Raw genomic sequence first — 24,821 nt, forward strand, 5'->3', positions numbered from 1 at the left:
CTGCCGAGGAATCAGACGGCCAGTGAAAACTGGCCGCCGCGGCTTGCGGTTTCGGAACTGGCGGCGAGCCGTGTCAGGTCCGACCACACGGCAATCAGCGCGTTGTAGGAAGTCGCCTCCTTGGCGTCCTTGCGCTTTTCGCAAATGTTGTAGAGGCAATAGGCGAGATCCTTGACGTTCTCCGCCATGGCCGGGCCGATCGCGCGGATCAGTACAGCGGCCTCGAACTCGCCGCCTGTTTCCAGCGCGCGCACCACCTGCTGACAGCATTCCCAGACGGTGAGATGCCTGTCCTCGGCGGGGTCCCATTTTTCGGGAAGTTCATCTCGGCGTAAGATTCGAACTTTCCCGGCCGAGCTTTCGATAATTTCTGCGTGTTTCGCGCTTTCCACTGAAATTCCGCGACCGCGGGCGATGTTATCGGCTGTGCCGTAGGGACCGGCACCCATGCCGAACTGCTCGAACCAAGTAATAGCAAGACGCGTATCGGCATCAAACTCGCCGACCACGTTGTTCAAATATTCGTCGACCTCGCGGTTGATGAGTTGGAGGGCCGACTTCACACTCATCTTCTCATCGGCGCCTTCGCGAACCTCGGAATAGCGGCTGTAGATCGCGATCCCGGGACCGATCGATGCCTGCGGAATGTCCGATGGCGCGATATTGGCGGCGAGCAGATCGTCTAGCGCTTTCGGTAGCTCGCGCCTCAGCGCTCGAATGAATTCGTCCTTGTAGATGACACCTGCATCGGAAGGTCTCTTTCGGGAGACCAGAACCACCGAATTGGCAAGGGCATTAGTGCCCAGAGCAATGATGCGCCCTGGGCTTTCTGTTCTGACTGGCCATGTGCCAACGACGGCGTACCCGGCCTCGATCACAGCTTGTAGGAAGGTCGCCCAACCCGTCGATGCTATGCCTTCATCTCGGACCTCGCTCTGCTTGAACGCATAATAGATTGCCGCCGGAAATTCCGGCGAAGTTTCGGAAGCCATCTTGCGAAGCGCCGTTCGCATGCCGTTCAAGAAGAACAATTCGGCGGCGTCTTTGCTTCCATGGCGATACGGAGTGGCAACGAGCTCTTCGGCTTTGGGGGTAGCCAGCACGCTAAACAGATCAGGATATACCGGGCGTAACGCTGGCTTCAGCCAGCAGAAGAAGAAGTCCGAAAGGTCCGCATATCCTATGTTATCGTAATATGGAGGGTCGGTCGAAATCACCATGTTCGCAGTATACGGTGCTTCAGATGCCTCCCGCTGCGTTATAGCTCCCTCTGCCAGTCCTCTAGAATCTTCGATTGATCGGCTTATCTTATCGATCGGTGTCGAGAAATTTCCTGCCGAGTTGGAGAAGAAATTCACTTCGGCGAAGTCCCACACCATCGGTATTGCTTGGCGTGCGAATGTTTCGCGCAATGCGCCCCTGTCGCTCATCCAGCTAGTGATCGTAGAGCCGAGATTCGTCAGTTTCGAGATCGCAAATGCCAGATATACGCTCACCGCCTCCGCATAGGCCTTCGCTCCTTTGCCTCCGTCACGAAGAGGCAAATCGTCACTGGCGAGGTAGGCCGCCAACGCCTCCTTCTCGATCTTCTCCCGCGCCTCGTGTACCAATTCGCTGAACTTATTCAGCGCCAAGAGTTGGCGATCGGTGAAGAGATCGCCAAAGGTTGTGAGGCCGTAGTCTACAGTCCAAAAATTGCGTGGGTCGTCAGGGAGGGAGGTCTCTGGTTCCCAATTTGGCTTTGCTGACTTCGCTAAGGGTTCCTGCTCCGGTGCCGGCTCTAGATAAATGCGGCCGCCTCTCCCTTCCGCGACAATTGCGATGAGTGTCTGGCCCATCCTGCCGGACTTTCCACTCGCTTTCACGTGATCTGGTGTGACCGCCGTGCCGGACAGCAGGCAGACGAAATTGGCGCCGCGCCCGGCCTTAGCGCCCGTCGCCGCCTTTTCCAGTTCGGTCTTTGTGCCGCCCCTGCGAATGCGGTAAGTGATCGTCTTCTTTGCTTTATCTACGATCGGCTCGATCCAGGCTTCCTTGCCCTTCTTGCTGGAGAGCAGGAAGCTCGCCGCAATCGGCACCTGAACATCTGAAAACGCCGGGTCCGGGCTCGGCACCGTCCGGGACCAGATCCAGGCGATTATCGTCGCCTTGCCGCTCCCATACTCCTTCGGCAGGTCGACCTGCGGGTAGAGGTGGCCGATACGTTCGAATGCCCTCTCGCGCATCCATTCGCCGTAATAGCGCACATCTTCCGCCAGCCCCTCAGCATTGCGGTAATGGTTGCGCTCCCCGCCGCCTTGATGAACCGGAGGCATGTCCTTGAACCTGGGCGGGATCTCGATCATCGCCTTGCCGATCATCACGGCGACAGGATTCAAGTCGCTGCCATAGGCTGGGAGTCCGAGCCGCTGCGCCTCAAGCGGGATCGACCCGCCGCCAGAGAACGGGTCGTAGACAGGCGGCAGTTCGCCGCCGCAACTCCTGCGAATTTCCGCCCGCGCGCGCTCCAGCACTTCCTCGTTAGTGGAATTCTCCCAGATCACCAGCTCCTCGATGATATCGAACAGGCGCTTGCGCTCGGCCTCCACCGCCTCCGGTGTCTTGAAGGTTTCCGGATGGCTCGATGGATCGTCGACGAGCTGGGCGAACAACACCGCGCGGCACGCCGCAAGCGGACGCCTGGCCCACCACAGATGCAGCGTCGATGGATGGCCGTGCCGGATCGACTTCTCCCGCGCCGACGCCTCGTTGATCTTCTCCAGCGGGATCGCGACTTCGATGAGTTTCTTCTTGTAGGTCATTCGGCAGTTCTTTCTATTCAAGCGGACCCCAGCCCTCTCGGGCCGCGCGCTCGCATGTTGTCTTGCAGGGAATCTGGCTGCAGGGAGCGCGGCCTACGCTGGCGCATTCGCAAAGGCCACCTTCCGGGAACTCTTCGATTTCGTCGATCTCGATAGGGTCGGAATCCCTCGACAATGCCTTCGCGCTTTCGCGCTCGAGGCCGGCCTTGAATGCTTCGCCTATGTCTTTTCGCCACGGAACGCGCGCAAACCGACGCAGAAGCGCCAAGCCGATTTCGCTTTCCGCGACGTAGCCGGCCGACACGTTCTGATTGGACAGGATGGTCATGACCAACCGGATCAGCCATGGATAATCGATCCAGCTTTCGACTTCAGCCTTCAACCAGGCAAGCCATTTGGCTTCGAGGTCGCCAGTTTCGGCTTTTGCTGCGAAGGCGAAACTCGCTTGCTGCGGAAAGTTGTCGTGTCGCCACACCGCGGCAAGTAGATCATGCGTCCATTGAAGCGTACGATGATCATCGACTCGGCGAATCTGGCCCCACGCCTCGTGAAGCTCGTCATTGAGAAGCCGGCGGGCGAACATGCCGTAACCGTGGCACGTGCGGACGATGACGCGTAGCGCGTCGCCGTACACATCGTGCTGTCGCCATGCCACGTCCATCGAATCGTCGCCTTCGAAGAATGGTGCTACGATCACCTGCCGCCCCTTCCACGCCTACCTTACGAGGCTGACTCGATATCGATAGGGCGCAATCTCCTCGATCCGCACCTTGTCACCAGCTTTGGCCCGGTTGAGCTTGTAGAAGCGACCGATCCAGCCCCGCGCCCGAAAGAACTTCTTCTCGCCGTCGAGGTCGGTCCGTACCGTGTCCGGATCGCCCCAGTCGACGATGATCTCCTTCTTCGCCGCCGAAGCCTTGTTGGAGCCTCCCTTCGCATCGGCCGGGAACTTGTCGAAGATCGAACGGAGATAGATGTGATTGTTGTCTATGTTGCCCCGCGTGACAGGCACCTCGCCGATCAGGCGGCCATGGCCGTTTGATGCGACGGGTTTTGCCTGGACGGCGGGCGCCGCGGACGGCGCGCCTGGCGAAGGAACAGTCGGCTTCGATGCAAACACATCCCTTACCTTCTGAAGAAATCCCGTCGCGGGCGCGGGCGTTGTCGTCTCGGACTTGTCCTCTAACGAGATCGAACCGAGCTGGCGGACGATTTCCGACGATGCCCTCTCGTCGAGTTCAACCCACGTCACGGCCCCGGACTTGTGGCGATAGGCAACAGGCGAGGAGAGCTTGCGGACATCCGCCAGCTTCCACGGCGTGTTCCACTTCGCGACCTGTCCGCTGCAGATCATCTCGGCAGGAATACGGTGTTTTTCGAACGCGGCGATCATATCATGTGGAGACAGTGGCGCGCCCGAATCCACGAGTCGGGCCACGCCCCAGACAGCGCCTGTGCCCTTCCGGATCAATGCGAACCAGCCGCGATGCGACGCCCCCGTCGACCGCATCTCCCACGTCTTGCTGCCGTCCAGGATGTAGCCGATCCACGGATCATCGATGATCAGCCCTTTTGTGATATTCACGATGGTCTTCGCCCCTTCTCAAGCAATTTCCTCAGGTCGACCTGAATGGCGGTGACGCCGAATTCAGGCTCCTGGCTGAATGGTCTGCGGACGTAGATCGGCTCGCGCGCGAACCCTGCTTCGACCTGCACGACGGCCAGGATGAATTTCTCCGGCTCATGCAGGGAGGTGATCACCTCCTGCCGCGTCACCATCACGCTGTCGGCGCCGTCGATCCTGCCCTTCACTTCGAGGAAGCGCATGTGCTCGCCGCCGCGTGAGGCAATGTCGTAGCCGAGCTTCTGCGCCGACACGTCTTCCGGCGCGTTGCCGAGCGCACGTTCGGCGGCCATGACGGCATTCATCGCCGCGATCTCGATCTCGCGGCGGGCGGCCGGATCTTCCGAGAAACCGCTGCCCGCCCCTATCTGTGGCTGTAGCGACGCCAAGAAACCGCGCGGGACCACCACTATGCCGCCGCGGATCCTTGGCGGCTGCGAGGAGATGAACCTCTCCTGCTCGATCAGCATTTCCCGCCGCTTGCGGCGTTCGGCAAGGTCCTCGGCGCGGCGCTGGGCGTTCTGCCAATTGAGCCGCGTCTTCTTGCCCGCGCGTTCCTCCTCGCGCAGTTCCGCCGCGCGGTTGTCCCAGTAGTTGATCTCCTTCGTCAGCCGCGCCTTTACCTCCTGCTCGACCTTAGCGATCTCTGGCAAGCGGCGCGCCTTTACCTCGGCGACGTGGCGCTGAGCCATGTCCACGGTCGCGAAGCGCAGCGCGGTCCTCTCGAGATCGGAGTTCAGCCAGTCCTGTTGGAGCTCGACCTTCACCAGCTCGAGTTCTTCCGGTGTGGCCGGGCGCAGGTTCAAATGCGGTGCGATGCCAGCGTCATGCGCCTCACCATTCTTGCGGACGGCCGTGAACTGGAGCTTCTGCGAGACGATATGCGGCTTGCCGAGGCTGGTCTGGCGACCATCCTGGACACTGTGCTCAAGCAGGAACACCGCCGCGAGGTCCTGACCGTCATCGGTATCATCCACGAGGACCGCACCCTGTTTCAGGACGTGGTCGTATTCTTCACGGATGAGCGAAATCACCGCCTCCAGCAATGGATGACCGGGGCACACGAAGCTCGCCACTGGCTGCTGGTTGATCCGGCTCTTCTCGAAACAGATGCGCTCGTACTTCTTCTGGATGGGCGCACCTATGCCGATCTGGCGATCGCGCTCCCGAACCTTGAGCGGAACATGGGTGATCTCAAAACGCCCTTCCTCGCGCTTCCTGATTTGCCCGCCGAGCCGCTGGAAGGCTTCGATGAAGAAGCTCTGGATATGGTGCGGCTGCAGCCGCTGGGCGGCCGCGCGCTCCATCTCCAGCCGAAGCTCCTCGACGGCAGCCTCCGGCATCGTGTCGTTGGTCAGCGCCCGACGCTGCAGGAGGTCGAGTAGGTGGGCCTGGTCGACCGCTCCGTCCACCTGGCGGAGAAGCTTGGCCTTCACCTCTTCTTTCTCGCCATACTGGATTGCCTCGAACAGGAGGTCCTTCAGCGCCACGCCTTCGAACAGCTCGCCCAGCACGTCGTAAACCCTGCCGCCAAGCGCCTCGCGCGCCGCCTCGAGTTTCTCCAGAAGACGCGCGTAGACCTCACCCTCGCGGGTGTCCGCTGCGACAAGGTTCCAGAGGTGGCAGACCTCCGTCTGGCCGATACGATGGATGCGCCCGAAGCGCTGCTCGATCTTGTTCGGGTTCCACGGCAGGTCGTAGTTGACCATGAGGTGGCCGCGCTGGAGGTTCACGCCCTCGCCGGCGGCATCGTTGGCAACGAGGACCAGCAGGTCCCGGTCCTGCATGAAGCGCTCGATGACCTTCCGCCGCTCCTCGCGCGTCACACCGCCATGGATGACCTCGACCGCGTCAGGATTGCCCAGACGCCCACGAACCTTGTCGGCCAGATAGTGGAGCGTGTCCTTGGGCTCGGTGAAGATGATCAGTTTGCGGCGGTTGCCCGCGGCGTCTGTCATCAGGTCGTCGTCAAGAATTCGATTGAGCTGGGTCCACTTGGTATCGACACCGGACTGGACAACGGACAGAGCCATCTGTTCCAGCCTCCGGAGCGTATCGACCTCTATGGCCAATTGCTCGACGGTTTCCGCAGTGGTCGCGCCAGTCGATATCAGATCCTCAAACTCGTCGATCTCCTCCTGGCTCAATTCCTCCAGGCTGCGCAGGGTTTCCCCATTGCCATCGATAGAACCGAATCCTGCAGCACGCCCTTTCGAACTTAGACGAGCTTCGGCGAGTTCGTTCTCCAGGCGCTCGCGTCGGCGCTTCAGGGACTGGTAGATCGCCGCGGGCGATGAGGCGAGCCGACGCTGGAGAATCTGCAGGGCGAAACCGACATTGTTGCGCTTGCGACCATCACCCTCGGCAAAACGCTGCACCCGGTTCATTTCCGTCCGGACGTATTCCGTCACGGCGGAGTAGAGAGCGGCCTCGCTTTCCGACAGCTCATATTTGACGGTCCGAGCGCGCCGTTCCGGAAACAGCGGACGACCGTCAAACCGAAGGAGTTCCTCTTTCGTCAGCCGTCGCATCATATCGCCTGTGTCGGCATAGTGGACACCGTCCCGGAAACGGCCTTCGAAGCGATCGCCATCGAGCAGTGCCATGAACAGCTGGAAATCTTCCTCCTTGCCGTTGTGCGGCGTCGCCGACATCAGAAGAAGGTGGCGGCAGAGTTCTCCGAGCCTCTGCCCGATCTGGTACCGCTTCGTGTATTTGACTTCCCCGCCGAAATAGGTCGCCGACATGCGATGGGCTTCATCACAGATGATGAGATCCCACTCCATCGACTTCGCCAGTTTGTCCTGCAGCTCTTCGTTCCGGGCGAGCACGTCGAGGCGGACGATTAGCCGGCTGCGGTCCTCGAAAGGATTCCCGGAGCGGGAATTCTCGATCATGTCCCTGGTCAGGATGTCGAACTCGAGATTGAACTTCTCGCCGAGTTCATCCTGCCACTGCTCAACAAGGCTGCCCGGAGCCACGACCAGGCAGCGCTCCAGGTCGCTGCGGGCGATCAATTCCTTGATCAGCAGCCCGGCCATGATGGTCTTGCCAGCACCGGGATCGTCGGCGAGCAGGAATCGCAGCGGCTGCCGCGGCAGCATCTCGCCATAGACAGCCGAAATCTGGTGTGGGAGCGGATCGACGAGGCTGGTGTGGATGGCGAGATAGGGATCGAAACAGTAGGCCAATTTTATGCGGTTTGCCTCAGTTGCCAGACGCAAAAGGCCGCCGTCAGCGTCGAATGACCAGGCTCTCCCTCGCTGCTCGAGTGACAGCCGGTGCTCGTCGTCGCGGTAGAGTGTGGTCTCCGCGACAGTTCCCTCCGGATCGCGAAACACCACATTGATGGCCTGATCGCCAATCCAGTCCACGGATACGATCTGCACGGCGCGACTTGGCGCGATACCGCGCACAAGCGCGCCACTGCGAGCCTCTTCAAGCCTCATCCCGTCACCCCTCGTCCTGTGACCGCATCCGAAACGACACGGCCAGAATCTGCGATCTCTAAAACCCGCTTTGCATCGGCCTCGTTCAACAGGACGATGTGCTGCCTTCTTGGGTCTTCGTTGACAGCGTCATACAAGAGCCCGAGTCTTTTCATAACGTAAAAGAGCATCGCCATGCGGACGCGAAGAACACATTTGCGTCCTCTCATGCCGTAATCCTTGGCCACGACTTCCTGCTGCGAGCTCGTAAGCGCTGGATGGGGCGCGATCTCCAATGGATAGTATTCGTGCCAGAAGTGGTCGGCCTCACCTGGCGCACCGGGTTCATCCTCGCAACGTGATTTCAGGATCCGCGGCAGGAGGAAGTCCTTGAACACCTCCTCTAGATGACAGAAGGCACGGACATGCCACCGAAATCCGTCATAGCCGAAGGCGTGTGGAGTTATGCGCCGCCATTTGGGATCGGGTCGCTTGGGGTTCATCGATTGATACAGGACCTCGATTGAACGCTGATTTCGGATGGCGTTCAAAACCGCCCTCAGCACGACACTGTCCACATCGCGCTTTGGTGTCAGGGCGACATCTGCATCCGGCGCCGTTGATATCCATGAGTCGCGTTGCCAGTCAGCATCTTCAACGGCGGACTGCAGTCGGGACAGAAATGCATCTGGATCGGGATTGAGGAACTTTGGTTTGAAGCCGGCAGCCGGGATGTAGCGCTTTGCGCTCTTATCATAGACCACATTTCCTGGCGCACGCTCCTGATAAAGAGTCAGATCCTTCGACGCCTGCGGGACGGACACTCCGAACGTATCGATGATGTCCGAGCGGTTGACACCACCCTCCCAGAACAGCCGGAATTCTATGAATTCCAGCCGCTGTTCGACACCCCAGCGCAGAGTGTCCACAATTTTAGGCATTGAAACTATTCCCATCTAATAACTATTCGTGTACCTAGAGCGCAGAAACTGAGTCGTCAACCGCAATTTCGCGTCGGCCGCCATTCAAGTGGTCGACTGTACGCCAGGAGTGCTCTCATGACTGCTTCGCTCACTTTCTTCCCGGTCGACAACGGGGATATGGCGCTGATCAAGCTCGACAACGGCCAGCATATCCTAATCGACATCAACATCCGCGGCGCCGCGGATAACCCCGACGACGATACCTACGATGTCGCTGCCGACCTCAAGGAACGGCTGCCGCGTGACGACCAAGATAGGCTCTATGTTGACACGTTCCTGCTGTCCCATCCGGATGGTGACCACATCACGGGTCTCAGCAAGCACTTTTATCTCGGCCCGCCGGAGGACTTTCCCGAAGACAATGAGGACGATCTGATCCTCATCCGGGAGATGTGGTCGTCCCCGATCGTGTTCCGGCGCGCCAGCGCCAACCACAAGCTCGGCGAGGAAGCGAAGGCTTGGAAGAAGGAGGCCCGTCGCCGGGTCAAGCTCTTCCGCGAGATCGGCGACAGCGTCGGCGACGGCGATCGCATCCTACTGATGGGCAAGGATAAGGACGGCAAGACTGACGATATTATGGACATCGTCGTCGAGCAATACGAACTCATCACCCGCGCAAATCAGGGCGAAGAGGGCCAGTTCGAGGGGCGACTTCTGGCACCGATGGTGGTCGAGGACGATGACGAGGAACTGATCGACCTGTTTGAGAAGAACAACTCTTCGGTCATCATCCGCTTTTCCATCGCCGGCGATGGCTACAAGGACATGTGCCGGTTCCTAACTGGCGGCGACGCCGGCGTAGCAATTTGGGAGCGGCTCTGGAACATCCTTGACGAAGATGGCAACACCGACTGGCTCAGCTATGACGTCATGGAGACGCCGCACCACTGTTCGTGGCGCACCCTCAGCTACGACCGCTGGTCGGAGCTCGGCGAGAAGGTCAAGGTCTGCGAGGAGGCCCGCAGCGCGCTTTCGCAGATCCGCGACGGCGCCGTGATCGTCGCCAGTTGCAAGCCGATCAAGAAGGACGATTCCACCCCCCCGCACGAGCGGGCAAAAAGGGAATATATCGCCATGGTCGTGGGTGAAAGCGACCGGTTCATCTGCACCACCGAATACTCGGCCGACGAAGACCGCGCGCTGGAATTCAAGATTTACCACGCTGGAACGGCCAAAAAGCTCGCTATGACCGCCAAGAAGACGGCGGCGGTGGTCGGTATCAGCGGCATCGCGACGGCGGCAAGGGCCCACGGCCACAAATGAGCATCCAGCAATTCGAGCGGCACGCACAACAGTTTGTGCGTGTCGCCTCCGATCATCGGCAGTGCGTGGAGGCGGGCATTATCGGCATGCGCGAGGATCACGCCCGCGTTTATGTCGTGCTGAGCGTCGAGATGCCCCTGCCGTATGCGTCCAAGGGTTTGAGCCCGAACGGCGTGCAGTTGCAGGAACGTGTCGAAATCCGCATCGGTGCGGACTACCCTTGGAAGAGTCCCTCGTTCTTTCTCCGGGAGGATTTTCCCCGTGACCTGCCGCACCTGTCGGCTGGTGGCGGAAAGTCGCTGCCGCGGCCCTGCCTCGTCGACGGCTCGATCGACGAGTATTTCAGCAGCTTCGGGCTGGTCGAGGTTGGAATCCTTCAGCTACTTTCGCAGATGGCGATCTGGCTGGCCAAAGCCGCCGTCAACGGGCTGATGGATCCCGAGCACGGCTGGGAACCGGTCATGCGGCACGACCTTGACGACGTGGTGGTGGTCGACCCTGCGGCCGTCCGCGGCCGCGTCGGGCGGGACGCCGGCACGGTTTGGCTGAAATCGGATTTTTTCCGATATCGTTCAGGTCAGGGTCGCCTCAGCGGCGACGAGGTTTATCTAACCGTCAATGAGGAATTGGCGGCCTCCGTCGGCAGGCTTAGCATCTTCCCCTTCGACATCAACGTATCGGCTGCCGGGCATCCCTACGGGACGACGATAACCGCGGTGTTCTGGGCCGCCGAAAACGTCATTGCCAAGACGATCTTCCCGGAGACCATCGAGACGCTGGAGGACCTCGCCGCTAGGGCTAAGGATTTCGGTTTCGGCCCGGCTTTTGACGCATTCTTGCGCCGACTGGAAGAGCGCTGGGAATCCGCCACATGGACTAGCCAAGGATCCCTGCCGATCGGGGTCATCTTTTGTGCGCGGCGGCCGTTCAAACTGATTGGCCGGGATTCGAGCATCGAATTGCTGCCCTACATCTTTGACGTGTCACCACGGAAAAAAAGGAAGACCCTCTACGACGGGCCAAGCGGCCGCCGCGCGGTCGCCGTGCGCCAGGTAGACAAGGTGTCGGCCACGCTACTGCGGACAGTGTCGGCATCGGCGGACCTCGGCAAGATCGCCTTGATTGGATGCGGCAGTGTAGGCTCGAAGGTGGGTCTGCATCTCGCGCGCTCCGGTGCAACGATTACTGGACTCGCCGACAAGGGCATTTTGCAGCCGCACAATATGGCGCGGCATGCGCTGGTCAGGGATGTCCTGCCGCTTGCCAAGGCAACGGAACTGGCGTCCGAGCTGTCGAAGCTCGGGCAAAAGCCGCAAGTCTACCTTGACGATGCCGCACGGGGGCTAGCGCAGGCGGCAAATTGCGCAAAAATCGCTCCCGTGGGCACGAACTCAGTTGTGAACACGACAGCGTCGCTCCTTGTGCGGGATGCCCTATCCGTCGTCGCACCCGCCGATTTTCCCGCCCGGGTAACCGAGATCGCGCTGTTTGGGAGGGGAAAAGGCGCTTTCGTGCTGCACGAGGGACCGGACAGAAATCCCACGCTGGCCGACCTGGAAGTCGAACTCAGCGCCAAGGCCACCGAGGTTGAAAGCGTGTTGCTGTTTGACGAAAAGTTTGGGCTGACCGAGATCCAGATAGGCGATGGCTGCGGGTCGCTGACGATGCCCATGACCGACGCACGCCTCTCGGCGATGTCGGCGGCCGCCACCGAGCTGCTCACCAATTTCATCACACAAGGCGCCGCCGGCGGCGTGATCGCTGTCGGCACTCAGGCCGCCAACGCGCCGACGACGACGTGGCGGTCGATCATCGTGCCTACGATGATGGCGGTTCCCGTCGACGGCGCCGACTGGACCCTCAAGATCTCCGCCGATGTCGACAGACGTATCAGGGAAGAAATTGCCGCCTATCCCGACGTTGAGACCGGCGGTTTGATGGTTGGCGCGTGCAGCGCCCGCACCAAGACGATCACAGTCGTCGACCTGTTACCGGCACCGCCAGACAGCCAGCGCACCAGGTCGCTGTTCGTCCTTGGCGAGCAGGGCCTCAAGGACGCGATAATGGAACGTCACCTCAGGAGCGGCAAGCGGCTGCTGGACGTCGGGACGTGGCACAGCCATCTCGCCGAACAGGGGCCGTCGGCAACAGACTGGCGCACAGCAAAGGAACTCGCTGCCGAGCGATCTCCGCCTGCCGTTCTACTTATCGCGACACCTAGCGGATATTGCAGCATTGTCCACGATCACTCGAGGTGAACCATGGATTTTTTGGACACATATTCAATAAAGGCCCGACTATTCCCAGCCTTGATCGCCGTTCTGCCCGCATTTGTTCTTTTCCTTCTTGCGGGGTCATGGAAAGACCCGGGGTTGCCAGAGGTCATGACGGCCTTGGGCATAGGAGTCTTGTTCTATGCGATGGCAGACCTCGCCCGTCGCGCCGGCCGGCGTGTGCAGCGAAAACTTTTCAAGGGATCCGGTGGCTTCCCGGCGAACACCGAATTGAGCTATCTCGACACGAGCTTGGATTCCGGCACCAAGGACCGGTTCCGCAACTTTCTCGCGACACAGATCGGCAAGGCCGCGCCGACGCGCGAGTCAGAAGTCGCTGACCCGGTCGGCGCCTCGCAGTTTTATGGGGAATGCTACAACTTCCTGCGGAACAACACCTACGACACCGAGCGCTTCCGCGTCCTTCTCAATGAAAACATCAGCTACGGCTTCAGAAGGAACCTCTACGGGTTAAAGCACTACGGCATCGCCATCAACTTGCTAGCGGTTCTGGCCGCTTGTTGGCTGTATCGTTACCAGCCTGCCTTCGCGAGGCTCAGCCAGGGCCAGATATTCATTCAGGGTGGCTTCGCGTTTCTACACGCGTTGTACTTCATTTTTGCGGTGAACAAGGGAAGCGTTTTGGACGCGTCGAAATCTTATGCGCGACAGCTTACAATGAGCTGCGACGTTATGATCAGAGACACCAAAACATAAGGTGGTGGCTCACACTCGACGAACCCGTAGAAAGCCCGCAAAGGGATTTAGGCAGAATAGTCGACGACACTCCCAGTGGGCAAGTTGGTTACGATTGTTACCTAACGGCGCATGTCTCCCGTTCGAAGACGGGGGACGGACGTCGCCCGGAAATTAACCATGCCGGCTTCTTTCATTTGAGATCCGATCCGGATCCCGATCGGTTGCGGCTGTTCACGCAGAGGCATGAACGCAATCGGCCCCCGCTGGTGTTGGAAGCACCGACGGAGGCCTGACCCGCAACCTGAGTAGAGGTCTTGGGCTATGAGAATTGATAGAGGGTATTTCCGCCGTCCGGAAGGGAACCGGCGGATTTCGACCGCGAGACTGGCAGGTTATCGACGCCAATTTGTACAGCCGAACGTATTTATGCCGTCGGGAGCTTCCGACAACGACATCGATAAGCTGGTAGAAGAAGCCTTTAAGGCGTCGCTCGCCGGAGAGGGCCGCGACGACATCACCTTCGCCGAATACGCGTCGCTGTTCGGCTTCTTCCGCTCAGCAGTGATGCAGGAAGGCCGACTGCTGGAAACAGCCATTGAGCAGGTCGTGCAGAAAAATCCGAATTTGAAGCTCCTGCCGACGAAGCCGATGCCAATCGTGCCGGCCGCGCAGGAGATGTTGAAGCGGACACCTTCCGACGAGATCAAAGGGGTCCGTTTTCCGTCACGGGTACATGCGACGGAATCCTACAAGCCCGATCTCTTCATCACCAACAGGACGACCCATAGCGGACTGATTCTGGACATCAAGCGGAGCCTTGGCTCCTACGGCCCTCAGCAAGTAGACCGGCTTCGGTTTCGGATGCTGGCGGTAGCGGCGATTGCTCCGGAGTGGGTGGCGGAACACCAGGGGCCTCTCCTGGTGAGGATCGAGACCGCGATCGTCGATGGTGCGGACGAGATGTCCGACCATGAGCGCGGCGTCTTCAGGATTTCCGAGATCGACCACCTCCTCGAAGCCGAGGGCGCTGCCGAATTCATCCGGCAGGTCCGGGAGGCGTTTTCACGGCGGGTCCAGGATGAGCTGGCGCGCCGGTGTCGGACGCTGGCAGGCGACCCTGTCGAAACCTGCAAACTGCCCGACGCGAATCCTTCAGCCAATGACCCGGTGCCAACGCCGTACGAGTTGGCCTCCGTCGTTCCGTTGCAGGCGCCAGTGATGCAACAGCCCCGCTTCGGATACGCCCGAAGACCCGGCCTGCACTGACACCAACGGGCGATCCAATCCCACCAATGTCGAAATCACCAACCGCAGCGTGCTGTGGAACGGGAGGAATTTGTTCAAATGAGAAAACCAGTCCCCTGGACGGAGCCTGTGCGGCTAACCGTCGAAGCGCCGAGAACTAGGAAACAGAAACTGGCGAATCCCGCAGATGTTGGCATCGGCGTTCCTGCGGAAGCCCCGAAGTCGAAACCTTGCAGGTCGGCTGCTTCGGCGACTCGCAAACCGGCGCCGACAGTCAGTCTGAGGAAGGCCACGGCCTCGCTCCCGCTTCTGACCCTGCTCGGACACAGCGAAACCTGCGCTGGGCTCAGGCGCGCGGGCCACATTGCCGCCTGCGACTGCAGGGTCAAACCGATGGAAGATCCTGCCGTGACGGTGGGGCTTGCCATCCACTTCGCGCGGATGAGCCTCGCCCAGCGGGTTCCTCTCCCGCCCGTCATAATCGAGCTGCTGGCACGGCGGGTGGAGGAAGGCGATCCCGCCTGCGTGATGGTCGCGGAATGGCTGGAAACCTGCGGGCTCCTCCAGCTGAAATCTTTGCCTCGCTCGAAGCGGAGGTCCGGTTGATGGATACCCGTCTCGCAAACCATCTCCTTTGGCGTCTGCGCCACCGCGCCGAGACTGACGCCATCGACCACGCCGTGGAGCGTGGAATCCTTGTCGAAGAACCCCGGAGCGTTGAAGGCCGCAAGGTGAGGACCTTCGTGCCGGGGCCGGCAGTCGCCGGAAAATCCGAGGCCAAGATCGCGCGCCTGCTTCAGGGTGGCGCCAGTGCGGGTTCAAGATCGCGTCGCGCGGCAGAAGACGACGAATACGTCATTGCATTGGAAGCCCTGCAGGGTTTTCCCGCCGCGACGGCAAGGGACTCCGGAAGGGCCGTACTGCATCACAATCCTTCGCTCTTCCGGACACGGCAAGCCTGCTCCGTGCCGTGCGCCGGTCCGCCGCCCCACTGCGCGCGGTCGACGTCACCACCATGCTGCTCGTCGCCCAGTCGATCACCATGAGCGCGATGCCCTTTGGCAAAATCCTGGAGGCGCTGCGTGTTCCCAGTCCCATCATCACCATCACAGGGCGGGTTGCAGGTTTCGAGGAAACATTCCTCGACCTGCTCGGAAGCGGCGTTATCCTTCCCGGCAAGGTCGCGACGTGCAAGGGCACGGTTCTTTCGCGGGATGGTTATGGCTTGCGCTTCTCCCATGATTCCGAAACCCGCTGGCACGTGATCGCCTTCCAGGGAAGCGAAAACGACGCCGAGGACCGGGAGAGGACCGCAAGGCAGGTCTTTGTCGCCGCGCGAAGTACCTATCCCATTCTAGGCGTCGCCGAGAGCGAGGATCGGTTACCAGAACTTCTGCGGCAGGCTGCCCGCGTCAATCTCACCTGTGGCCCGATCGACAACGTCATCATTCGCGAAACCATGCGCGCGGTATTGGGTGAGGTATCGGAAGGCGGCATCACCCACGAGCATGCTTCGGCGCTGACGCTCGCCGACTTGGCGCTCGCCATCCGGCCGGGAACGTCGCTGGGACGGGTCCTTGATCTTCTGGATGATCTTGCCCGGATGCGGCTGGCGATGGCAGCCGAAAATGAGAATGGAAGCGGCGTTGCATCCAAGGATTCCGGTAGAAAGGAATTCCGCAGCACGACGACCTCGAAATCCGAGCGTGGCAACCCCGGATCGGGCAGCGAGCGCATCGAACCGGCGGTGCTGACAGGGACCGACCAGGACAGATTCCTTCCCCGTATCGAAACCTTGGCCGGCTACGGCAAGGCCAGGGATTGGGCCTTGGGTCTGAAGCAGGATATCGAGGAATGGCGGGCAGGAAAACTGGCCTGGGAGGACATGAGCGTGAAATTGCTGCTCAGCGGTCCGCCCGGCACCGGGAAGACCGAATTTGCCAAGGCGCTCTGCAACAGTTTGCAGGTTCCGCTGATTGCAACTTCCGTCGCGACCTGGCTCGAGCCGAGCTATTTGGGCGATGTCCTGAAACGCATGTCCGCCTCCTTCGCCGAGGCGGAGGCGACAGCGCCCTCGATCCTGTTCATCGACGAGATCGACGGCATCGGCAAACGTGGCAGCTCGGGCGAATGGAATTCGTATTGGGACTCGGTGGTCAACAAGGCGCTCGAGCTGCTGAACGGGGCTGCGAAAACATCTGGCGTCATCGTCGTCGCCGCCACCAACAATCTGGATGCGATTGATCGTGCTTTGCTGCGTTCCGGACGGCTTGAGACGCACATCCCCATTCCACGGCCCGACACCACGGCGCTGATCGGCATCATTCGCCATCACCTGAAGGACGATCTCGCCTCCGCCGTGGCGAGCGCTCCGACACGGCCAGCATATCCGGCGGATGTTGCAGGAACCGAGCATGCCGCGGTGACCAACGCTGGCGTCACCGCTTCCGGCGAACCATCCGAGTCCACATCGCGCCAACCTCCTACCGAAGACACAAAGGACAATTCACCATGGTGATGTTCGACACGTACAAAGCCGTTCAGGATGCTGCGTTCGACCTGGAACTGGAGCGTCTTTCCGCCCTGGTGGCGGATATGAGAAAGATCCGCACTGGCATGCAGCCCGAGCATCTCGCCGAACAGGCTCCGATCCTCGATCACTGGGTGATTGGCCGTCGGCTGGCCCCATGCCTCGCGGGGCTGTCGACGGGGCACCCGAAGCTCCCGGGCGAGAACCGCGCGATCGCGACCTCGGACCTGTGGGCGATGTCGGCAGACGGGACTTGGGCGCGGACCCTGTCGCGCTGGTACCGCCTTGGCCGCCCAGCCGACAATCCCGGACGCGACGCATGAGGCCCTCCATGATCAATCAGAACGATGCCGACGAGGCAACCAGCGACGTACTCCATCGGCTCGCGCTGAAGGCGAGAGGCATGACTGGTGCCGATATCGAGCGATTGGTGCGCGAAGCGCGCCAGAAGGCACGGCGCAGCAAAAGACCGATCGCCTTCGCCGATATCTACGACATCCTGGCCTCCGACCGGCCGGAGCGGCCACAGTCGCTTCGCTGGCGCATGGCGATCCACGAGGCCGGTCACGCTGTCGCCAGGCTCGTTCTCGACCTTGGGCGCGTCACCGCGATCAGCATCGACGGCCCGACGGGAGGCTACACCGAAGGCGAGACGCCGATCATGGAAGCGGAGACGGAAGGTTTCTTCGTTGGGCTGCTTGTCATCCGGCTCGCGGGCCGCGCCGCCGAGGAAGAAATGCTCGGTTCTGTCAGCGCCGGCGCCGGCGGATCGCCGGACAGCGATCTGGGCCAGGCGACCGAACTCGCCGTGGCGATGGAAACCGCGCTCGGTTTTGCCGAGGCATCGCCGCTGCTCTTCCGCCCCGTCGAGGACAGGTCCTCGTTGCTCGCCTACAACCCGGTATTGGCCGAGCGTGTGAGCGCACGGCTCGAAGACGCTTATGGCCGCGCCCGTGAGCTCATCCGTCGAAACAGTGACGCAATCCGGCTCCTCGCGGAGGCGCTAATGGAACATGATATGCTGGAAGGGCTGCACCTAGTTGCCGTCCTGAGAGAGGTGAGAAGGCGGACAATGAACGTGGAACCGCTGACATGATCCCCAATTTCGAACGCTGTTGGAGGGTCGGATGACGTTGTTCGACCTATGTCTAATACGGGCCTATGCAGCGGTCGGAAGGGCAATGAGGGGTACCGCGGTTGTGTCCCGACCGTCGCTGTGTCCTGCCCCGGCGACTTGCCCGGAAAGGTACCGCGACGCGCTTCAACAGTGGCTTGTAAAGGCTTCGTGCGGCTCACGGCCTCAGACGCGTCGCCGGCTGGCATGTTCACGGTTAAGTCCTTTCGCGTTCGCCAGTCAGTCCTTCGGGAGTGTTCATGGCCGGAAATCCGCCATCAGGATTCGACTCATCGAGACGGAAGGATTCCGAACAATAGGTGGCAAGGATTCGTTTTAACATCAATATCTTGCTGTATGATGTTAAAGTTGACTCAGAACCGATCGTGTGCCTGAATGCGACCTCGCACGACGGGTCACGCTTGAGGAGGTAGATCAGATGCCCGCAAGGCAGAGAACCACCCGAGACACCTACCGCCGCGTCCCCCACCCACCCGGAGGTGGCGCAGATGGCGCAACCGAACACGAGCATGGGTCCGGTGCTGGCAAGGACGATCGCCTTCGCGGGTCTAGGGGCAGCGGAACACTGCACGCTCACTTGGGACGATGTAGGTTTTGATGCCGATACAATCCGCGTTGGATTCAGAATGCGCGGCGAGGGCCATCGCGTCTTCCGTATACCCCCATGCTGAATCGGGCGCTGCAGGAGTGGAAGGCTGTTGCGCCGGGTAGCCAGATAAACTTGGTGTTTCCTGATCTGTCTGGGCGCGCTTTCTCCCGCAATGGTTTGACAGCATGGTTCAGGCGGGGCGGCGGGTTGTATGAAAAATACTCCCTCACGTCGCTTCGATGCATGGCTGGGCCACCGGATGGCAGAGGAGGGCTTACGCCCGCGCAACTAGTTCACCGACTTGGACGAGCGATCCCGCGGGACCAAGGACACGGCATCGCGGAGTTCGGCATGAACTAATCGATTTGGAACGCTATGCCGCGGCCGAAAGAGCGGTGTTCTCCGCCGTTAGCTCCTAGACGAGCAGCTGGGCGCATGCATGTCGGCCGAAGCGGCAGAGGGCCGCCTGGAAACGAGGAAACGTGGGTTGTTAGTAGGAGGAGTAAGCAATGGTTACGCGGGATTACGGGAAGAGCAAATCGTCAGAAATCCACCGTCACTCAGCGAAGAGACGACGGGCTTGCACTTCAACCCACCACGCTAAACACGGAAGTGTTCGGTCTAGGTTAACAGCACCTTCTCCAGCTGGGCCAATTCGAGTCCACGTCGTAGTCCTCCAGGGCGGCTCAGCCGGGCACGTCGACTCAGCCAAGGTCGCCATGAATGACAATTACTCTGGGGGACCTTCCGATGCGCGCAGCCAATGACAACCACCCTGTCTGCAACGACATTCGCTTTCGCGTCGATCCCAGATTAGTGCCGCTGGAGAAGGCGGCGCGTCGGCTACATCTGACACGGGCTTCGTTTTTGGAGATCCTGCCTGCCTTGGTCGCGCATGGGTTTCCTGAGGCCTGCCTTGTGACGGGTCACTTCGATCTGAAGGCGATCGACTACTGGCTAGATCAACATGCAGGTCTCGTCGCTGATGACCGCAGCCAAACACAGGCAGAAGCTTCACGTCTGGTCAAGGCAAGGCTGGCGTCGCTGACCTAGCTCACTTCGGTATGTTTCAGGCGCAAGGGGACGTTGTGAGCAAGATTCGATACCAACACTACGTTGTTCGCAAGGGCCGCGGGTATTGGCTTGTCACACCCAAGATGAAGGCTATGGGCTTTCACAATATCCGCTGTGGCAAGGATGGGCCCCAAGCACGGGAAATCGCAGATGAGTGGGAGAAGCGATGGCAGGCGGCGCGCCGGGGATTGGGGGATAGCGGGCCAAGAAAACAATACCCAAAGAATACCCTGGGGGACGCATTCGATCGTTTCAGGCGTACAAATGAATGGATCGACAAGCCGCCTCGCACCAAAGAAGACTGGGAACGCGGTTGGAAGCTGATCGAACCCTATTTCGGGGATCTCAATCCGAAATTCATAGGGCTCGAAGAACTCGACAGTTGGTATGGAAGGCTCAGAAAGCGTTACGGGGACGACAAAGCTGGTCGGGGACTCAAGACTTGGCGTGCTCTTTACCCGAAACTCGTTGGGTTCAAACTTGCCGACGACCCCGATCCATCTTTGGCTCTCACAAAACACAATCCGTCGCCCCGAACAGAAGTGTGGTCAGAGGGAGAATGGGTGAGATTGGTGAAAGCCGCTATCAGGATGAACTATCATGGGCTGGCATGCATAATGGCCGTCACCTGGGACACCATCTTTCAGCCAGGAGACACCCGAGGCCTCACTTTGAGCCACATACACGCAAGCGGTGATGAATGGGCCTTTCCGATTACCAGGGGCAAGACGAAGAAACGAGCATTGGGTATCTTATGCAAGCGGACAAAGAGACTGGTTGAAGCATATCTGAACGCGTTGCCATTCGAGCTCACTCCAAACGCACACCTCTTCTACACCCGCGGCTCTCAGCCTGGAGACCGTGGAGGCCGGCCGCACCCGCCGGTTCCCTACAGGACCAACTCCTTGAATAAGGATTTCGCTACCGTACGACGAGCAGTGTTCGGTGAAGGTGAAAAGCGATTGCTGATGGATACTCGACGATCGGGTGCGAGGGAGGTCGACGCTGGCGGGGCTAAGATTGAGGATGTAGCTGCCAAGATGGGCAACAACATCGATGAAAGCGCGTTCCTTCAGCAAACCTATCTCGGCGTCAGCGTTGCACGTGTTCGCGCTGCGGACGAATCCCGTAAGGTCGGTCGCCGTCGGCTGGCATCTGAACAGAACATGTTCAAAAAGTTGAAACTCCACCCGCGGAAAAGTTGAAACTTCTCTTGGCGGTGTCGGTTGAAGAGACCAGAAAACACTTTCCCTTCAATAAGATAAGAATGGCGCGAGTGACGGGGCTCGAACCCGCGACCTCCGGCGTGACAGGCCGGCACTCTAACCGACTGAGCTACACCCGCGCTCTGGACGTTAGCGCTGGGCGCCGCGTCGTTGGGGCGTGAATTACGGGGTTCGATGGGGAGTGTCAAGCGACATCGGAGAGATAATCGACATTCTTTGTCGTCTGGTTTTCCACAGGTTGGATACGCGCGTCAACTTGCGTCGACCTCCGACAACCGACCGTATTTGACCTTGCAGATCGTCGGCGAACCGCTTAAAGCTCCGCCCGGTTGGGGCGATTAGCTCAGTTGGTAGAGCGCTTCGTTTACACCGAAGATGTCGGCGGTTCGAGCCCGTCATCGCCCACCATGCTACCTTTTGAAATCGCTGCATTATTCGGTTCACACCAGCGTGCTGAATGTGCTCCATTCGAGGGCTGGCAACAGTTCAGCAACAACATTGCCGCGATTCTTGCTGCCGAATCTAACTGGCGCCCGTCGGCACGCTCAGGCGGACCCATTCGAATTCCTGCCTACAGGCAATCTACGAAATCCATTTCCTGTGTTCGAAACCTGAACTTGCCGCTGCTTGCAGAGATCACAGCATTCGTTTTCGTAATTCTATTTGGAATAAGAGCCTGCTTTATTCGGCTATTTTTGTGTTCGACGCCTTTGCCGTCAATTCTGAACTGTTGTGTTAGCCAAAAATCCCAAGCTCCTTGACAATAGATTGCCATTTCCGCTCGGTCGTCGTTACTGAAAGCTCTTCAGTCCAATATGCCGTTGCAAGCGCTATTTCATCGCTCTGTGGTTTTTGGCTGGCGATTGCACGGTGGTAGACTTCCACGTGTTGCTCCACGAAAATGTCGGCTCCCACTGATCTGCGCAGCGTCTCGGTAACAAGACACGCATCGGCGGCGTCGTACTGGGAAATGGCATCGGCCAGATTCTCGACCGTCACTGCCTGTGACAAAATTCCAATTCCCAGGTTTCGCCGTCGCCATAGCGGAAGGTTGTCATTTGTCAGCAGGCCAGCAAAGCCACGCTCGTCACAAACGATGACGGCACAACCGGTGGCCGCGGCTTCGATTGCCATTCGAGCGGTGGCAAATACGAGATCGTAGTCGCCCAGAACTGTCTCGATATCCGGCACGAACCGGCTTGTCCCGCGTCCCAGCTCGTCGACATCGATGCCCGCATCAGCACAGGCCGCGCGCACGCTATCCTGGTGGCCCCGGTTTTTCGTCAGCAACAATGCGCGCTTGGGCTTGGCTGGCAACGGGGTGCGTCGTTTGAAGCGTTCAAGATCGACGGCGTTCAAGATGACCGAAAGCCGTTCAGACGGCACGCCAACCTCACGGCACTTGGCAGCGCAGGTCTCGTCGACCGCAATGACTGCGCGGATCTGCGGATGCGGCAGTGGTGCCTCAACGTCGTAAACCGAACTGTGGCAGGAATAGACCACTGGGACGTCTGGAAATCGTGCCATGGCAATCAAGCACGGGGTCAGGTGCTGCGCGTGGATCACGTCCGGCGGTTCTGTCAGTTGAGACACCCGGTCGACGACGCGGAATCCGCGCTGACGCATGCTCTGCGCCTGCTGGCCAAGCTGGGGTGCAAAGAGAACAGGCTGGTGGCCAGCTCTCCTCAAACCTTCCGCCAAGAGTTCGGCCACGTTCTCTGAGCCTGAATAATTCTTGACGAACAAGTTGGTTATGAGCACGCGCACTCTAGTACCCCGGTATATACCGCCACCCTGCCAAACTGGATGACAACGATGAAAACGATTCTGATCCTAGCTCATCCAGGGCATGAGTTGCGGATCTTTCACTGGATGGAAACGACCCGGCCGGTCGTGTGTATCCTGACCGACGGCTCGGGCGGAAATCAGTCCTCAAGGACGGCATATTCCAGGGAAACCCTGGACGCCGTGGGAGCCGAGCCCGGGCCAGTCTTTGGCCAGGTGCCTGACAGGGATTGGTACGAGGCAATCCTGACCGGAAATGCTGCGCCGTTTCTCAAAGCTGCCAATGAAGCGTTCGAAATCGTCGAGGGCGCAGCGGTCGTGACTGTCGTCGCTGACGCTGTCGATGGCTACAATCCCATACATGATCTGAGCTCAGCGATTGGGGAGGCCGTGGCGGCGAGGCTTGCGGCATCGGGCTCAGTCGTTACCCGCCTCGCCTCCGCCGCGATCCCCGGAGTTGTCGGCAGCGAGGTCACTGAGGTTTGCCTCGACGCTGAAGCGCGCGTACGCAAGATGGCTGCAGTTCGCGCCTATGTGCCTCTCGCGGAAGAAGCGCGGCGTATCTTCGAGGAGGCGCCGGACTCCTTCGCGCGTGAGGCGTTGATCCGACAGGACTTCGACTGGCCGGAAGGCTTCCAGCCGCATTGGGAGAAATTTGCAAAAGAACGTGTTGCGACTGGCCGTTATGCCACTCCCATCAGCTACCGGGATCACGTCCTGCCCATCGCTCGCGCAATTCTAGGCTGGAGGTAGTCGAACTGTTCTGTGCCCGCTCGTGGCCGAGGGATTCTGAGGACATGCCCCGCAAAACAACCTTACCTAGTGCTGCGACGCTCTCAAGCGGCTGACAAGCGCAACAAGCTCAGACTGCCTGCTCACCTCAAGCTTGCTGAAAATCGATCTTAGATGGGTGCGCGCGGTTTCGTAGCTGATTGCCTTCGAGGCCGCGGCGTCCCGCAGAGATGCCCCTTCTGCCAATAGCATCGCCAGAGTGGCCTCCATCGGCGTCAATCCGAGGGATTTGGAAATGACATTGGCTGGCGGCGATTGCGGGTTCAGGTCCTCGATCAGGCACACGCCAACCGAATGAGAGAAAATATCCGGCAGTGCGCCGCCGAGCCGCTGTATCTTCAACACCAGTGGCTTCATGCCTGGACGTTCGACCACGAGCGGATCGGCCCGCTTTGGTTCCAACCATTGTTCTGTGAGGACGGCCCTCATGCGTTTGCGGACTTGCGCCGTTTCCAAGCTCGTTCTCAGGACCAACTCACCCCCGGTCACCTGCAGGTGGGGACCGAGACATTCGTTGGCCCTTGCGTTGACAGCGGTAACCTTCCCTACCCTGTCGAAGAAGATGGCGCCGATGCTTGCCATGTCGAACGCTTCGACCATGCCATCGATCGTGCGTGCGGACAGATGTTTCATCATCGTGGCCGACATCATCAATCTGTCCCGCATCATGCTAAAAATTCGCTCGTGTTCGCCCTCGTAGGGATCGTCGTTGAGTTTTCGATGAAGAACAAAGCAAAGAATGTCCTCTTCTTGGCCGAAACCTACAATGCATGTCCTGCCCAGGCCGAAGCGAGATTGAGCACGATAATAATCTTGGGTCTTGAAATCCTCTCTGGTCGTATAGTGCTGCTCCAAAACGGTGCCGCGCCTGGCAAGAATGGGGAAGCCTCGGTTGCGCCATTCGTTCTTGTCCCAGCCCCCGTCGAAATAACCTTCCATGGCAGGCTTCAGGCTGTCAGTTGAAATCAGCCCCCCGGGGAAGCGCCCAAGTATCGGTACGATGTTGACGCCGAATGCTCCCGTGGCTTCGGCGACGCGGTCGAGGATATCTGGCCAAAGGGATGTATCAATCGCCGCCTCCAGCGTCCGATCAAGAGCTTGATCGAGCTTCGCGAAATCGATGCGCATTTTGCAGGAAAGCCCTCAGCACAACCCCTGACGGTAGATAGCACGCATTCGCCAGCCAAGGTAGACCGCCATGCCTGCAGCCGCATGTCGCGAAAAACGGCAAGATCGCCGGGAGTGAGGAGCCTGATCGTTTCGCTGCCCATCGCCTGCCCTGTATTCCAATGCGGCAACGGCATATGGACACGACAGCCTGGCGCGATCAAACAGCCGGAGCGGCTAGAGTGCGGAGAGGTCCGCCGGCGCGCA

At 59.9% G+C, this 24,821-nt stretch carries 18 protein-coding genes and 2 tRNA genes; 12 read left to right on the forward strand and 8 right to left on the reverse strand.

Annotated elements, in window-relative coordinates:
* Positions 1-11: 11 nt before the first annotated feature.
* The 5 genes from PCJ21_RS04455 to PCJ21_RS04475 are packed head-to-tail and all read right to left on the reverse strand — an operon-like array spanning position 12 to position 8,794.
* Complete coding sequence (locus PCJ21_RS04455; protein ID WP_269930175.1) at positions 12-2,801, reverse strand: DUF1156 domain-containing protein; 2,790 nt, start codon at positions 2,799-2,801, stop codon at positions 12-14.
* A 13-nt stretch (positions 2,802-2,814) separates the two neighbouring features.
* A complete protein-coding gene (locus PCJ21_RS04460; protein WP_269930176.1) occupies positions 2,815-3,462 on the reverse strand; it encodes a hypothetical protein in 648 nt (215 codons plus the stop codon).
* A gap of 54 nt (positions 3,463-3,516) precedes the next feature.
* Positions 3,517-4,386, reverse strand: a complete 870-nt coding sequence (locus tag PCJ21_RS04465) for a hypothetical protein (RefSeq protein ID WP_269930177.1) — start codon at positions 4,384-4,386, stop codon at positions 3,517-3,519.
* Positions 4,383-7,874 carry a helicase-related protein gene (locus tag PCJ21_RS04470; RefSeq protein ID WP_269930178.1) on the reverse strand — a complete coding sequence of 1,164 codons (3,492 nt, stop codon included), beginning with the start codon at positions 7,872-7,874 and terminating at the stop codon, positions 4,383-4,385. Before PCJ21_RS04470 ends, PCJ21_RS04465 begins: the two co-directional genes overlap by 4 nt.
* A complete protein-coding gene (locus PCJ21_RS04475; protein WP_269930179.1) occupies positions 7,871-8,794 on the reverse strand; it encodes a WYL domain-containing protein in 924 nt (307 codons plus the stop codon). Before PCJ21_RS04475 ends, PCJ21_RS04470 begins: the two co-directional genes overlap by 4 nt.
* A gap of 117 nt (positions 8,795-8,911) precedes the next feature.
* Between PCJ21_RS04475 and PCJ21_RS04480 the strand changes: the two genes are divergently transcribed.
* The 10 genes from PCJ21_RS04480 (at position 8,912) to PCJ21_RS04525 (ending at position 20,849) form a co-directional block, all read left to right on the forward strand.
* Positions 8,912-10,099 carry a metallohydrolase gene (locus PCJ21_RS04480; RefSeq protein ID WP_269930180.1) on the forward strand — a complete coding sequence of 396 codons (1,188 nt, stop codon included), beginning with the start codon at positions 8,912-8,914 and terminating at the stop codon, positions 10,097-10,099.
* Complete coding sequence (locus PCJ21_RS04485) at positions 10,096-12,357, forward strand: Mov34/MPN/PAD-1 family protein (protein ID WP_269930181.1); 2,262 nt, start codon at positions 10,096-10,098, stop codon at positions 12,355-12,357. Before PCJ21_RS04480 ends, PCJ21_RS04485 begins: the two co-directional genes overlap by 4 nt.
* Before the next feature lie 3 nt (positions 12,358-12,360).
* Positions 12,361-13,089, forward strand: a complete 729-nt coding sequence (locus PCJ21_RS04490; protein WP_269930182.1) for a hypothetical protein — start codon at positions 12,361-12,363, stop codon at positions 13,087-13,089.
* 303 nt (positions 13,090-13,392) lie between these two features.
* On the forward strand, positions 13,393-14,337 hold the full coding sequence (locus PCJ21_RS04495) for a hypothetical protein (protein WP_269930183.1): 945 nt from the start codon (positions 13,393-13,395) through the stop codon (positions 14,335-14,337).
* Between the two features lie 372 nt (positions 14,338-14,709).
* On the forward strand, positions 14,710-14,922 hold the full coding sequence (locus tag PCJ21_RS04500; protein WP_269930184.1) for a hypothetical protein: 213 nt from the start codon (positions 14,710-14,712) through the stop codon (positions 14,920-14,922).
* A gap of 409 nt (positions 14,923-15,331) precedes the next feature.
* Entirely contained in the window at positions 15,332-16,834 is a 1,503-nt protein-coding gene (locus PCJ21_RS04505; RefSeq protein ID WP_269930185.1) for an AAA family ATPase, read from the forward strand.
* The gene (locus PCJ21_RS04510) at positions 16,828-17,169 is read left to right on the forward strand and encodes a DUF6634 family protein (RefSeq protein ID WP_269930186.1); all 342 of its coding nucleotides are present in this window, start codon (positions 16,828-16,830) and stop codon (positions 17,167-17,169) included. Before PCJ21_RS04505 ends, PCJ21_RS04510 begins: the two co-directional genes overlap by 7 nt.
* A gap of 8 nt (positions 17,170-17,177) precedes the next feature.
* Positions 17,178-17,942: an ATP-dependent Zn protease gene (locus PCJ21_RS04515; protein WP_269930187.1), complete on the forward strand. Its 765-nt coding sequence runs from the start codon at positions 17,178-17,180 to the stop codon at positions 17,940-17,942.
* A gap of 1,378 nt (positions 17,943-19,320) precedes the next feature.
* A complete protein-coding gene (locus PCJ21_RS04520) occupies positions 19,321-19,623 on the forward strand; it encodes a hypothetical protein (RefSeq protein ID WP_269930188.1) in 303 nt (100 codons plus the stop codon).
* Between the two features lie 35 nt (positions 19,624-19,658).
* Positions 19,659-20,849 carry a hypothetical protein gene (locus tag PCJ21_RS04525; protein ID WP_269930189.1) on the forward strand — a complete coding sequence of 397 codons (1,191 nt, stop codon included), beginning with the start codon at positions 19,659-19,661 and terminating at the stop codon, positions 20,847-20,849.
* Positions 20,850-20,912: 63 nt separating this feature from the next.
* Here PCJ21_RS04525 and PCJ21_RS04530 read toward each other — a convergent pair.
* Positions 20,913-20,989 (reverse strand) — tRNA-Asp (locus PCJ21_RS04530).
* A gap of 213 nt (positions 20,990-21,202) precedes the next feature.
* Between PCJ21_RS04530 and PCJ21_RS04535 the strand changes: the two genes are divergently transcribed.
* Positions 21,203-21,278, forward strand: a tRNA-Val gene (locus tag PCJ21_RS04535).
* Between the two features lie 327 nt (positions 21,279-21,605).
* Here PCJ21_RS04535 and PCJ21_RS04540 read toward each other — a convergent pair.
* Positions 21,606-22,637: a glycosyltransferase family 4 protein gene (locus tag PCJ21_RS04540; protein ID WP_269930190.1), complete on the reverse strand. Its 1,032-nt coding sequence runs from the start codon at positions 22,635-22,637 to the stop codon at positions 21,606-21,608.
* Positions 22,638-22,685: 48 nt separating this feature from the next.
* On the opposite strand from PCJ21_RS04540, the gene PCJ21_RS04545 reads away from it, so the two are divergent.
* The gene (locus PCJ21_RS04545) at positions 22,686-23,408 is read left to right on the forward strand and encodes a hypothetical protein (protein ID WP_269930191.1); all 723 of its coding nucleotides are present in this window, start codon (positions 22,686-22,688) and stop codon (positions 23,406-23,408) included.
* 66 nt (positions 23,409-23,474) lie between these two features.
* Here PCJ21_RS04545 and PCJ21_RS04550 read toward each other — a convergent pair whose 3' ends face one another.
* Positions 23,475-24,575: a helix-turn-helix transcriptional regulator gene (locus PCJ21_RS04550; RefSeq protein WP_269930192.1), complete on the reverse strand. Its 1,101-nt coding sequence runs from the start codon at positions 24,573-24,575 to the stop codon at positions 23,475-23,477.
* Positions 24,576-24,821: the final 246 nt, after the last annotated feature.

Origin of the sequence: Aminobacter sp. HY435 (genome assembly GCF_027568395.1) — a bacterium.
In the GTDB taxonomy this organism is placed as follows: Bacteria; Pseudomonadota; Alphaproteobacteria; order Rhizobiales; family Rhizobiaceae; genus Aminobacter.